The organism is Sphingomonas sp. TX0543 (assembly GCF_048565505.1).
In the GTDB taxonomy this organism is placed as follows: domain Bacteria; phylum Pseudomonadota; class Alphaproteobacteria; order Sphingomonadales; family Sphingomonadaceae; genus Sphingomonas.
The window spans coordinates 332,349-344,515 of record NZ_JBLZUS010000004.1 but is presented as its reverse complement, the minus strand read 5'-3'; the positions used below and the strand labels follow the sequence as shown (position 1 = coordinate 344,515).

Annotated in this window: 11 protein-coding genes and 1 pseudogene; 7 read left to right on the top strand and 5 right to left on the bottom strand. The window is 61.7% G+C overall.

What is annotated here, in order from left to right:
* The first annotated feature begins 120 nt into the window (after nucleotides 1-120).
* Both ACM61V_RS21295 and ACM61V_RS21290 read left to right on the top strand, forming a co-directional pair.
* Complete coding sequence (locus ACM61V_RS21295) at nucleotides 121-318, top strand: hypothetical protein (RefSeq protein ID WP_419714700.1); 198 nt, start codon at nucleotides 121-123, stop codon at nucleotides 316-318.
* Between the two features lie 312 nt (nucleotides 319-630).
* A complete protein-coding gene (locus ACM61V_RS21290) occupies nucleotides 631-1,719 on the top strand; it encodes an IS30 family transposase (RefSeq protein WP_419714699.1) in 1,089 nt (362 codons plus the stop codon).
* Here ACM61V_RS21290 and ACM61V_RS21285 read toward each other — a convergent pair.
* The 3 genes from ACM61V_RS21285 to ACM61V_RS21275 form a co-directional block, all read right to left on the bottom strand.
* Nucleotides 1,701-2,525 (bottom strand): hypothetical protein, encoded by an 825-nt coding sequence (locus ACM61V_RS21285; protein WP_126014483.1) that lies wholly within the window; start codon nucleotides 2,523-2,525, stop codon nucleotides 1,701-1,703. The two genes, ACM61V_RS21290 and ACM61V_RS21285, sit on opposite strands and share 19 nt — an antisense overlap.
* Nucleotides 2,526-2,545: 20 nt before the next feature.
* Complete coding sequence (locus ACM61V_RS21280; RefSeq protein ID WP_007406331.1) at nucleotides 2,546-3,127, bottom strand: recombinase family protein; 582 nt, start codon at nucleotides 3,125-3,127, stop codon at nucleotides 2,546-2,548.
* Nucleotides 3,128-3,251: 124 nt separating this feature from the next.
* Entirely contained in the window at nucleotides 3,252-3,824 is a 573-nt protein-coding gene (locus ACM61V_RS21275) for a recombinase family protein (protein WP_007407197.1), read from the bottom strand.
* A gap of 191 nt (nucleotides 3,825-4,015) precedes the next feature.
* Here ACM61V_RS21275 and ACM61V_RS21270 point away from each other — a divergent pair, with 191 nt between their 5' ends.
* Together ACM61V_RS21270 and ACM61V_RS21265 are read left to right on the top strand one after the other, a co-directional pair.
* Nucleotides 4,016-5,416 (top strand): Mu transposase C-terminal domain-containing protein, encoded by a 1,401-nt coding sequence (locus tag ACM61V_RS21270; protein ID WP_004212864.1) that lies wholly within the window; start codon nucleotides 4,016-4,018, stop codon nucleotides 5,414-5,416.
* On the top strand, nucleotides 5,343-6,221 hold the full coding sequence (locus tag ACM61V_RS21265; RefSeq protein WP_419714698.1) for an AAA family ATPase: 879 nt from the start codon (nucleotides 5,343-5,345) through the stop codon (nucleotides 6,219-6,221). The genes ACM61V_RS21270 and ACM61V_RS21265 overlap by 74 nt, the downstream gene beginning before the upstream one ends.
* Nucleotides 6,222-6,354: 133 nt before the next feature.
* On the opposite strand, the pseudogene ACM61V_RS21260 reads toward ACM61V_RS21265, so the two are convergent.
* Nucleotides 6,355-7,179: pseudogene (locus ACM61V_RS21260) on the bottom strand (DUF4113 domain-containing protein); the annotation flags it as partial.
* A 61-nt stretch (nucleotides 7,180-7,240) separates the two neighbouring features.
* Here ACM61V_RS21260 and ACM61V_RS21255 point away from each other — a divergent pair.
* Nucleotides 7,241-8,005: an IS6 family transposase gene (locus ACM61V_RS21255; RefSeq protein ID WP_066522521.1), complete on the top strand. Its 765-nt coding sequence runs from the start codon at nucleotides 7,241-7,243 to the stop codon at nucleotides 8,003-8,005.
* A gap of 188 nt (nucleotides 8,006-8,193) precedes the next feature.
* Here the strand turns inward: ACM61V_RS21255 and ACM61V_RS21250 are convergent, their stop codons facing one another.
* Nucleotides 8,194-9,438 carry a serine/threonine protein phosphatase gene (locus tag ACM61V_RS21250; RefSeq protein ID WP_419714697.1) on the bottom strand — a complete coding sequence of 415 codons (1,245 nt, stop codon included), beginning with the start codon at nucleotides 9,436-9,438 and terminating at the stop codon, nucleotides 8,194-8,196.
* A gap of 429 nt (nucleotides 9,439-9,867) precedes the next feature.
* Here ACM61V_RS21250 and istA point away from each other — a divergent pair, with 429 nt between their 5' ends.
* Together istA and istB are read left to right on the top strand one after the other, a co-directional pair.
* Nucleotides 9,868-11,388 (top strand): IS21-like element ISRsp3 family transposase, encoded by a 1,521-nt coding sequence (gene istA, locus ACM61V_RS21245; protein WP_032490240.1) that lies wholly within the window; start codon nucleotides 9,868-9,870, stop codon nucleotides 11,386-11,388.
* Complete coding sequence (istB, locus tag ACM61V_RS21240) at nucleotides 11,378-12,157, top strand: IS21-like element ISRsp3 family helper ATPase IstB (protein WP_006955904.1); 780 nt, start codon at nucleotides 11,378-11,380, stop codon at nucleotides 12,155-12,157. The genes istA and istB overlap by 11 nt, the downstream gene beginning before the upstream one ends.
* Nucleotides 12,158-12,167: the final 10 nt, after the last annotated feature.

The window sequence follows — 12,167 nt, the reverse complement described above, 5'->3', positions numbered from 1 at the left end:
ATGGCCTTTTCAGATGGCGCTCAACTCGCTTTGGCCGAACCGACTGCTTTCGGGCGGAAAAGCTGCCTGACGGCTAGCGCCCAATTGCCGACGTCACCCGGATTGGCGATGATGGTGAGCATGGGTAACCTAATCACCATCCTGCTGGCGCTGATCCTGCTGGTCTGCAACCTGGCCTATTGTGGGCAACGCATTGTAGTCGATATGCGCGCCTCCAAGCGCGATGACGTGGTGTATGGCCTGCTTGCCCTTTGCGGCGCCCTACTAGCCCTCGTACTGATGTCATGGGCGACGTTCACCAGCCTCGGCCGTTTCTAGACACCGTCAAGGGCGCAAAGCTGCCCTTCTGATAACCACCACCTTCGGACATTCGCCTTGCGTGACCGGGCCCACTGCTGGCGCAGCGGGTCCGATGGCGCAAGAGCCAAGAGGTGATCGCCTCAGCGGGGGCAGCGCTGCGCTGTTTGGGGGGCTCCACGCTGCCCCCGCTGCCACAAGCGAGTGTCATTTCTATCTAGCGGAGAATGTGTCTTTTCTAACTGGCGGCAACACGCGTTTGTAAGGGTGCATTCTAGATCGAAGTGCGAAAACCCAGCTTAAGTGCGGGTTCCACCCGGCGGAGGGTTGCGCATGGGCAGCTACACGCATCTGGATCTCGACGAACGCCGCAAGCTGTATCAGCTCACAAGCGCCGGTAGAAGTCCGCGCCAGGCCGCGGCCGAGCTCGGGCGCCACCCGTCCACGATCTACCGCGAGCTGAAGCGCAATCACCGGTTCGACGAAGAGCCGATGTTCCGCGGGTACTTTCCGCTGACTGCTCAATCGATGGCGGTTGGGCGACGGCTTAGGGCCGCGAAAATCAGCCGATATCCCGAACTCGCCAGCTACATCGTCGATCGGCTGGAAGCCGCCTGGTCGCCGGAGCAGATCGCCGGCTACCTTCGGCACCGTACCGCAGGGCCGTTGCGGGTAAGCCATGAGACGATCTACCAGTTCGTGTATGGGCCTGACGGTCGGGCGGCCAAGCTCGCGCGCCTGCTGCCCACCGGCAGACGGAAACGCCGACGTCGCTACGCTCGCAAGCCACGCGGCCTGAACATCCCGCCCGCCCACACCATCGCGGCTCGACCGCCAGACATCGCTGAGCGGGCCGACTTTGGGCATTGGGAAGGCGACCTCATCGAGTTCAAGCTGCATCACGGTAAGGCCAACCTCACCTCGCTGGTTGAGCGTCGCAGCCGCTTCACCGTGCTTACGCCCAACAGCAGCCGTCACTCGGCCGGCATCATGGAAGGCATCGAGCGCCACCTCAGCGCCCTCCCCCCTTCCCTCCGTCGCACCATCACACTCGACCGGGGCACCGAGTTTGCCGGGTATGGGCGCCTACGGGGGAGCCTGGGCATGGCCGCGTACTTCTGCCAGCCGTCAGCGCCATGGCAGAAGGGCAGCGTGGAGAACAGCAACGGCAGGATACGGCGCTTCCTACCCTCCGACACAGACATCGCACGGGTACCGCGAGCCGAGCTCGAGCGGCTGGTAGACCGCCTCAATAAGGGGGCACCTCAAGGTTTGTCATATGGACAGCGGCAGTCGGAACAAATGGTCAACAAAGGCCTGAGCGTTGCCGCAAAGTATATTAAGTTTCGTGGGTTTGTGAGGTTGGACGAGTTGGAAGTTACCGGATCACCTCTCGTGATGTTTCACCCGCGGAGCTCGTAGTAGACGATCTGCCATCCATTCTTGGGACCGCGCCACTGGGTGATCTGAAAGCTATGGGCTTGTGCAGACCCGTCCAGGACGCGGCTACTCCACCGTAGCGTTTCATCGTAACTGCTTCCGGACGATAACGCACCCGCTATGCGCCGAATGGGCAGCTTGGCGGGGAGCCTGCGGATGCGTCGGCCATCGTTGCCGACAAAGATAACGTCTTCGGCCACGCTTCGTCTTGGAACAGCCAACCAGTCGACCTGTTTGCCGGCCTGCTCCTGTCGCAAAACAGACGCGATCTCTTTCGCATCGCTAACGGCTTGGATTTGGAGCTGTTCATTGGTGAGTTTTGCCGAGCACTCAGGTTCGATCGCTTGTAAACTTTCTGCCGCTAATGCCTTCGATCCATCCCGACGATAGTCGTCGATTTCCCAGCGCCACCCCTCAGCACTGTTCCGCCAAAGCGTCTTATATGATCCAACTCGATTTCCGCCATCGTACAGCCCGCCGATAACAACTGCCGACCCGCTCGGATCACAGGACGGAAAGACAAGTTCGGGTCTGCGCTCGGCATGGCTCTCGACACTCATCATTGTGAGCCACCACCTTCGGCTACTCTCGGCTGCTTGCAACATGCTGGCCACAGATGGAGAGCGCGCGGTTTCGGGCGCATGTTGTATTGGCCAGGGGTCGCTTTGTGGACCGAAACTGCGTGCCGCTGCCTGACGGCCACTGGCAAGTACAGCTTCCGAGTAGGCCCGCTCCGCCTCCAGCGCGGAATTCGGCGAACTTGCCGCTAGTAGAAGCGCGAAGATCATGGCGAAATCCTACTCCTCAATCAACGTGTCGAGCGATGTACGGGCATCTGCGCCGGATGGTTGAGCGCCCGATAGAGCGTGGCATGATGACACTTCAGCAGCTTCGCCGCTTCGCGCACCGATGTGCCTTCGCCGACGAGACGCTGTCCGAGCGCGATCTGGTCCGGAGTGAGCTTGGGCTTACGCCCGAACTTCACGCCGCGCGCCATGGCTGCCGCGCGGCCGGAACTGGTACGCTGGTGGATCAGCTCGCGCTCGAACTCCGCGATGCCGGCGAACACGGTGAGCACCATGCGTCCCGCAGGCGTGGTCGTGTCGGCCCAGGGCTCGGCGAGCGAGCGCAGCCCCGCTCCCGCCTCGTTCAGCTTCTCGGCGATGTCGAGCAGGTCGCGCGTCGACCGCGCTAGGCGATCGAGCCGGGTGACCACAACCACGTCGTCGTCGCGCAGCTGCTCCAGCATCCGGTCGAGTTCCGGTCGGGCGCGCTTGGCGCCGGACACCTTCTCCTCGAATGTCCGCCGGCATCCGGCCGCCTTCAGTGCCGTCTTTTGAAGCGTGAGATCCTGATCGTCGGTAGATACGCGCGCATAGCCGAGGAGCATGTCGCAGATGTGCATTGGAACACGGCTGATTAGCAACAGACATTTGCGACAGCGTCCGCCCTCGTGTGTAAACGCTCGCGCTAAGTGGCGGCATTCTGATCGCGCTATTTGTCGGCGAGCGTCGCTACGCGGCTACCGGCTTGGTCTCGGCCGATCGCACATAGGCGTAGAGTGTTGGCTTGGAGATGCCGAGCATCGAGCAAATCTTGGCGATCGGCATCGTGTTCTCGTGGTAGAGCCTGACGGCCAGGTCGCGCTTGTCCTTGCCGAGTGCGGCCGGCCGGCCACCCTTCTTGCCGCGAGCGCGGGCTGCGGTGAGACCGGCCTGGGTCCGCTCGCGGATCAGGTTGCGCTCGAACTCCGCCAATGCCCCGAACAGGTGGAAGGTAAGCTTGCCCGACGTGGTGGTCGTGTCGATCGCCTCGTGCAGGCTCAGCAGCCCGACCTTTTCCTCGTCGAGGTAGGTCATCCATCCGATCAGATCACGGAGCGAGCGGCCGAGCCTGTCGAGGCGCCAGACCACCAGTGTGTCGCCGGCGCGAAGCAGCTCCTTCACCTTTTCCAATCCAGGGCGAGCGGCAGTCGCCCCGGAGGCCTTGTCGGTGATGACCTTCTCGCAGCCGGCAGCCTTCAGCGCATCACGCTGGAGGTCCAGGTTCTGCTCGGCGGTCGATACGCGGGCGTAACCGATTTTCATGCGTAGGGCCGGTGGCGCCCCGATCGGGCGCGGTTTGGGAAGAAAGTCGTCATCGGCAGGTCTATGTTGCCCTAGTTTTCTTTACCGGGTAGATTTACGTCGAACAGGCCGGTTTGGCAACGCGAGCGGACTCGCATGGCGATGGGCAGGCAAATCTCCGTTTTCCTTACCTGCGACACGGACCGTCGGCGGTGACGCATCCGGCGCTTGTCCCGCCGCTGGCGATCGAGCGCTACCGCGTCCTTGAACCGCACCTCGCCGATGGCATCCCGCTCGCGGACCTCGCCCGCACCGGCACGCTGAGCGAGCGGACGTTGCAGCGCTGGCTCGGGCGCTACCGTGCCGAAGGACTTGCCGGTCTCGCGCGTCTGCCGCGCAACGATCGGGGCAGGCTGCACCTGCCGGAACATCTGGTCGAACTGACCCGCACTCTCGCCACCAAGCGCCCGCGACCCCCGGTCGCCGCCATTCACCGAAAGGTGCAGGAACTCGCCATCGCGCATGGACACCGAACCCCCAGCTATGCGGCCGTCGCGCGTGTCGTCAGGGCGATACCGGCAAGCCAGATCGCCGCAGCCTCCGATCCGGCCGTCTACCGCGACCAGCACGAGCTAGTGCATCGGCGCGAAGCCGCGACCTCGAACGAGATGTGGCAGGCCGATCATACCGTTCTCGACATTCTCGTGCTCGATGATGCCGGAACCCCGGTGCGTCCTTGGCTGACCGTCATCGTTGACGATCACAGCCGAGCCATCGCCGGTTACTTCCTCAGCCTCGATGCCCCCAGTGCCCTCAACACGGCGCTCGCCTTGCGGCAGGCGATCTGGCGCAAGCCCAATCCCGAATGGATCGTCAGCGGCATTCCCGAACAGCTTTACGTCGACAACGGCTCGGATTTCATCTCCGAGCATATCGAGCAGGCGTGCATCGCCCTCAAAATCCGCCTCATCCATTCGCTGCCGGGGCGTCCTCGCGGGCGCGGCAAGATCGAGCGGCTGTTCCGCACCATCAACGACATGTTCCTGCCCGACCTGCCCGGCCACCTGATCGCGGGCAAGCCGCTGTCGGCGCCAGTGCTCACGCTCGACGAGCTGCGCGCCCGCTTCGAGGCGTTCGTGTGCGGCGTCTATCATCGTCGCCCGCATGGCAGCACCGGCGAACCGCCGATCACGCGCTGGCAGAAGGGCGGGTTCCTGCCCGCAATGCCCGACAGCCTTGAACAGCTCGACATGCTGCTCGTGCACGTGCCCAAGCCCCGTAAAGTGCTGCGCGACGGCATCCGTCTGATGGGCAGGCGCTATGTCGAACCCACGCTCGCGGCCTTCGTCGGCGAGCAGGTCGAGGCGGTCTATGACCCCCGCGACCTGACCGAGATCCACGTCTACCACCAGGGCCGGTTCGTCTGCCGTGCGCTCAGCTCCGAGCACGCTGGGCACCCGTCGTTGCGCGCGATCCAGCGCGCCCGGCGCGGCGCGAAGGAGCGCGACAAGCAGGTGCCTGCCCCCACGGAGACCTTCGATGGCGACCAAGAGGATACGGCTTCCCGGCCCACCACCTACCGAGGGCTCCGGCTCTACGCCGCTGACGATTGAGTTCCTGGTCGAGCAGCCGTTCCTGGCGACCCGCGAACATGCCCGGTTCGTCGAGTTTGCCGAAGCCTGCGCGCACTACCGCTATATCGGCGTGTGTCATGGCCGGCCGGGCGTCGGAAAGACGCGATCGGCGCGCGAGTTTTCCAGCTTCCCCGACCTGGGGGAATATGCCGCGCTCCGTCCCATTGCCGCGCTCCTTGGCGAAAAGGTCGCTCGCTGCCGCGCCGTCTTCTACACCGTGTCGGTCAGCAACACGCCCAAGACGATCGACGCGGTGTTGGGCCTCAACCTCATTAAGCTGGGCTATGCCCGGCTGACGGTCGCGGGCGGCTCGCAGGACGAAATCACCCATGACGCCGCCCGCATCGCCTGCCCCCTCGTCATCGTCGACGAGGCCGACCGCCTGACCATAAAGTCGCTCGAACATCTCCGCGACATGGCCGATCGCCACGGCTTCGGGCTGATCCTGATGGGTATGCCGGGCTTGGAGAAGCGCCTCGCCCGCTATGCCCAGCTCAACTCGCGGATCGGCTTCGTCCACGAGTTCAAACCGCTTACCGAGACCGAAATGCGGCTGCTGCTCGCGACCCACGCCGGCGATTTCGGGATCAGCTTCGACCCGGCCCAACTCGACGCGATCGAAGCGCAGGCAGCCGTGATCCGCATCACGCGCGGCAACTTCCGGCTCATGGAGCGCCTGTTCGCGCAGATGCGGCGGATCATGACCCTCAACCGCGTCGAGGAGGTCACCGCTGACATCGTTCAGGCCGCGCGCGATTGCCTCGTCATCGGACCCGGCAACTGACAAATAGCGCGATCAGAACGCCGCCATTTAGCGCGAGCGTTTACAAGCGATATGGCTTTCCCTCTTTTGCGCGTCACTTACGATGGTTTTGATCTGGCTTGCCCCCCAATGAGCCGATCGCTTTGGGCAGCGTTTAGCGCGCAACGGGCACCTGGTCGATGCGCGTGGTCCATGACGGGCTCTTGAAGGTCCGTTTGGTGTCGTAAGATTTGGCGCCCATTCCTTCGGAGGCGAGGCGCAGGGTATTACGGCCGAACCTGTCGTTGATGCCGTCAAGCGCGGCCAGCAAAGCAGGCGAACGGGGATCAGGCGCAGCAAAGAGGTCCTGCTGCGCTCCGGATTCCGGCTCCAGTCCTTCCAGCATTACGCCGCATTTAGTGTAGACCGCGCCCTGCTCGAACATCGCTTCGGCCATGCGCGCTGCGGTTCCGGCAATAACGCGCGGATCGTTGGTCGAGGGCGAAAGCCGTGCCACCTTGGAGGCCGAAGGTGCATTAGGCTTGAACCGGCTTCCGTGCGCGAATGCGATCATCCGGCAAGCCTGGAGTTTTTGAGCGCGGATTTTCTCGGCCGCGCGTACCGCCCTTCGCACCATCGCTTCACGCAGTACCTCGCGATCGTGGACCGGATCTCCGAACGTGCGCGTCACCGCCGTAGACTTCAGTGCTTCCGGCTCAGGTTGGAAGTCGCTGCATTCGACGCCGTTCAACTCGCGCACTAAGCGCTCAAGCACGACAGTCCCGACGTCACGAGCGATGTCAGGGTGCATCGCTGCGAGATCGGCCGTCGTGCGGATTCCGAGCGGGTGCAAACGCTTCGCCATAGCTTTGCCGATACCCCATACCTCCTCGATCGGCCACTTGGCGAACATGCGCCGGCGCAGGCCCTCATCGTGCAGGTCGATGACGCCGTTCCAGACCTTCTCCGACGCCTTCGCCAAAGCGTTGGCCACCTGGCTCTGTTGCAAACTCTGATGCGGTTGCCAAGGTTGGGCCCTTGGATTGGTAAGGTCGGTTGTGATGGACGATTTCAAAGGGCGGCATTTTACCGGAGAAGTCATCCTATGGGCGGTCCGCTGGTACTGCCGGTACGGCATCAGCTACCGTGATCTCGAGGAAATGCTGGCGGATCGTGGCATCGATGTCGATCACACGACCATCTATCGCTGGGTGCAGCGCTATGCGCCGGAGATGGAGAAGCGGTTGCGCTGGTTCTGGCGGCGGGGCTTTGATCCGAGTTGGCGTCTGGATGAGACCTACGTCAGGGTTCGGGGCAAATGGACCTACCTGTACCGGGCGGTCGACAAACGGGGCGACACGATCGACTTCTTCCTTTCGTCGACCCGCAGCGCCAAAGCCGCGAAGCGCTTTCTGGGCAAAGCCCTTCGCGGATTGAAGGACTGGGAGAAGCCAACGAAACTCAACACCGACAAGGCACCAAGCTACGGCGCCGCAATCGCCGAGTTGAAACGAGAAGGGAAGCTCGCCGAGGAAACCGAACACCGGCAGGTAAAATATCTGAACAACGTGATCGAGGCCGATCATGGCAAGCTCAAGATGCTGATCAAGCCCGTGCGTGGTTTCAAATCGATGCCGACAGCCTATGCCACGATCAAGGGCTTCGAGGTCATGCGCGCCCTGCGCAAAGGGCAGGCCCGGGCATGGTGCCTGCAGCCAGGGATCAGGGGAGAGGTGCGTCTGATCGAAAGATCATTTGGCATTGGCCCCTCGGTCATGACCGAGGCCATGGACGTGCTCAATCAGCATTTCGCCAATGCTGCCTGATCCCCCAACAGGGTGACGCCGCTCGGCAGTCCCCCATGTTTGCAACAGAGCCCCCCGGGCTGCCGACGTGATTGGGCGACAGCCGGGAAGCCGACTGCGTTGCGGTGAAATTGGGCGGAACGATCGTACAGTTTGCGGTGACCGCGCTAGGATCGAGCGCTCCGGTTCACCGATCCGATCGCACCAGCTTACGGGTCAGCTGCGGCGCCCGGCGGCCCGAAGCGCTGTCGAAAATCTTCCAGATCGAAGGCTATATCGTCGAGGCGCAGGAATTCCTCAGCGGGCATGTCGGGATGCTCTTTCCCATACCATTCGGCGTAGCGCGGCAGATCGGGTGCAAAACCCTTATAGTGGGTCGAATAAGCCCGAAGGTACAAGGTCGGCATGGCCGCAGCGAGATCGAACCGCAACAGCCGCAGCCACCCGTCGCCGATGCCGTCGATCACTCTCGCGGAAGAGCCGGTATCCTTGAGCGACTGCTTGCGGCCCTGATAATTGACCAGGAATTGGTAAACCTTGTGCCCGTGCTGGTTGAGGTCGATCCGGTGTCTCACGCCGTGGAAATGGCCATTGAGGGTCATCAGGATCTGGTCATGCCGCGAGATGAAGCGCTCCCACAGCCGCGCCGGACCAAAACGTCGGCTGTCCCGCAGCGTCATGTCCAAATAGACGATGGACGCGCGCTCGCCTTCTTCATTGAGAAACTCGTGGATGGAGACGATCGTCGGAAGGCCGGGGTAAGCATTGATGACGCCGTCAGCCCAGGCAAGCGTCTCCTCATTCGGGCACATTTCCAGGCCCAGATGAAGGAAGCGATAGCCGCCCGCGCTGAAGATCTGCGCCGAGCTGCATCCCTCGTCATGGAATGACACGTACCAGGCCTTTCCATCGAAGAACGGCGATGAGGCGCCGAATATGTTCGTCCAGTTCGCGAGCCCCGAGACCTGAAGGCCGCCAATCCCTTCGACCTTGTTGCCCTTGATACCTCCGCCAATTTCCGCCGGAAACTCGTGGTCCGTCCACAGATGATCATAATCGTGATTTCCCGGGATCACGCAGAACGGCAAACGATCGGCGATGATGTTCCAGGCAGCGCGAGCGGCGGGCATCTCGATCGAGAGCAACTGTTCAGGCGATGCAGGGAGCAAATCCTCGATCACCGGATTGCCGATCGCCCTCATGCCTCGGTCGAGACTGAGCTGGTCGGGCTCCGCAATGCTCGGATGCTGCCAATTGTCGCCAAGACCTGACACGAAGGCGATCTCGCCGCCCGCGCTCCGGGCATTGCGCGCAAGATAGGCCATCACATCGTACAGCATCTCGCGCGTGTCGAAGGGGAAGCCGCCTTCGCGCTGGTTGCGATGACTCACATAATTTTGCGTGTCGGACACGACCGCGATGGAGAAGGGCGCGCCGGCGGCATCGGAAAGCATCTCATCAAATCCTCGGGCTGACAGCCACGCGGCCATCGAGTCGTTAACGGAACGACCGTACAGTTACGATTCAATCGCGGCATTTTTGTTACGAGAAGCAATCGCAGCCTCACCGAGCTTAAAATTCGGCGAAAAACTTTACGAGACCCGCGCAAGCCCCTATCTCGACATCAATCGTGAGCGAGTGCCGATCGGGAACGATCGTACATTGACAGAAGCAGGAGTGGTAGTTGGGTTCCGCGGCACCGGTCAATTCACCCGAGCAGACGACACGCCTTCGCGAGGCGGCTCTGGATTATGCTTGCCAGGAAGGTCTGGCTGTTGAGTTGCACTGAGAAGTGACCCGGGAGGGTTATAAGTTTTCACTGAGAATTGACCCATGTTTTCCTCGCCCCTGGCTGACAGTCAGGAGGCATCGGAGTGATCGACATGGACCTACTCAGTGTGATCCGCCGCTGGCATTTTCGGCAAGGCATCCCCATTCGCGAGATCCGGCGGCGGACTGGATTATCGCGCAACACGATCCGCAAATATCTGCGCGATGACGCGGTGGAGCCGACGTTCAAGGTTCCCAAACGGCCGAGCAAGCTTGATCAGTTTGCAGAAAAACTGACGACGTGGCTGCGGGTGGAATCTGGCAAGTCGCGCAAACAGAAGCGAACAGCCAAGCAGCTACATGCAGATCTGGTTAAGCTGGGCTACGAGGGATCATACAGCCGTGTTGCCGCCTTCGCCCGCTCGTGGAAGACCGAACGCCAATATGAAAAGCAAACCAGTGGGCGCGGCACATTCGTACCGCTGATCTTCCAGCCCGGTGAGGCCTTTCAGTTCGATTGGAGTGAAGATTACGCCCTTCTGAATGGCCGGCCTACCAAGCTGCAGGTGGCCCATACCAAGCTCTCCCACAGTCGGGCGTTCATCACGCGAGCCTATCTGCTGCAAACGCACGAGATGTTGTTCGACGCACTGACGCAGGCCTTCCGGGTGCTGGGCGGCGTGCCTCAGCGTGGAATATTCGACAATATGAAGACGGCTGTAGACCGGATCGGCCAGGGCAAAGTCCGACAGGTCAATGCGCGGTTCGCTGCCATGGCCAGCCACTACCTGTTCGAAACGGATTTTTGCAATCCGGCCTCAGGCTGGGAGAAAGGTCAGGTCGAGAAAAACGTTCAGGATGCGCGTCGACGGTTATGGCAGCCAATGCCCAACTTCCCAGATCTTGATGCCCTCAATGCCTGGTTGGAAGAGCGGTGCATCGCACAATGGGGAGAAATCCAGCATGGCGTCCTCCCCGGCACAGTTGCCGATGTGCACGCCGTTGAGATTATCAGCCTGATGCCGATGGGGCGGGCCTTCGATGGCTTTGTCGAACATACCAAGCGCGTGTCGCCGACCTGCCTGATCGCGTTCGAGCGCAATCGCTATAGCGTTCCTGCATCCTTTGCGAACCGGCCAGTGAGCCTGCGGGTCTATCCTGATCGGTTGGTCATCGCGGCCGAGGGGCAAATCTTGTGCGAGCACAACCGGATTATCGACCGTTCTCACCAGAAGCCGGGGCAGACGATCTATGACTGGCGGCACTATCTGGCAGTTGTTCAGCGCAAGCCTGGCGCTTTGCGCAATGGGGCGCCATTCCTCGAAATGCCCGAAGCCTTCCGGCAACTGCAGGGGCATCTGCTCAAGCGGCTCGGTGGTGACAGGGAGATGGTCGAAATCCTCGCCCTTGTTCTACAGCATAACGAACAGGCTGTGCTCAGCGCCGTCGAACTGGCCCTCGAAGCTGGGGTGCCGACCAAAACCCACATCCTCAATGTTCTGCACCGCCTGATCGATGGCAAGGCTCCACCGGCATCCCCAATCGATGCCCCGCAGGCCCTGCGCCTCGCCCAGGAGCCTGTTGCCGATGTCGAACGCTACGACACGCTGAGGGCGTTACGCCATGCGTCATGATCCGGCCAGCGCCGCTGTGGTTGTCATGCTACGTGGCCTCAAAATGTATGGCATGGCGCAAGCCGCTGGTGATCTGATCGAGCAGGGCGCGCCAGCCTTTGATGCTGCCGTTCCGATCCTCTCACAGCTTCTCAAGGCGGAGATGTCCGAGCGGGAGGTCAGGTCCATTGCTTACCAGATCAAGGCAGCCCGGTTCCCGGCCTACAAGGATCTGGCAGGCTTCGACTTTGCCGTCAGTGAGGTCAACGAGGCGCTCGTGCGTCAACTTCACCGTGGTGACTTTATGGATAGCGCCGACAACGTCGTACTGATCGGCGGACCAGGCACCGGCAAAAGCCACATCGCGACGGCTTTGGGCGTCCAGGCGGTTGAGCATCACCGCAAAAAGATCCGCTTCTTCTCCACCGTCGATCTGGTCAATGCGTTGGAGCAGGAAAAGGCCGCAAACAGAGCGGGCCAGTTGGCCGAGCGTCTGTTGCGCCTCGACCTCGTCATCCTTGATGAGCTGGGATATCTACCCTTCAGCCCTTCAGGCGGGGCCATGCTGTTCCATCTGCTCAGCAAACTCTATGAGCGGACCAGCGTTGTTATCACCACCAACCTGAGCTTCAGCGAGTGGTCCAGTATCTTTGGCGATGCCAAAATGACCACCGCCCTGCTGGATCGCCTCACGCATCATTGCCATATCCTTGAAACCGGCAATGACAGCTTCCGCTTCAGAGCCAGTTCCGCCGCCCCAAAATCCAGAAAGGACAAATCACCCGCTTGACCCTGCTCGT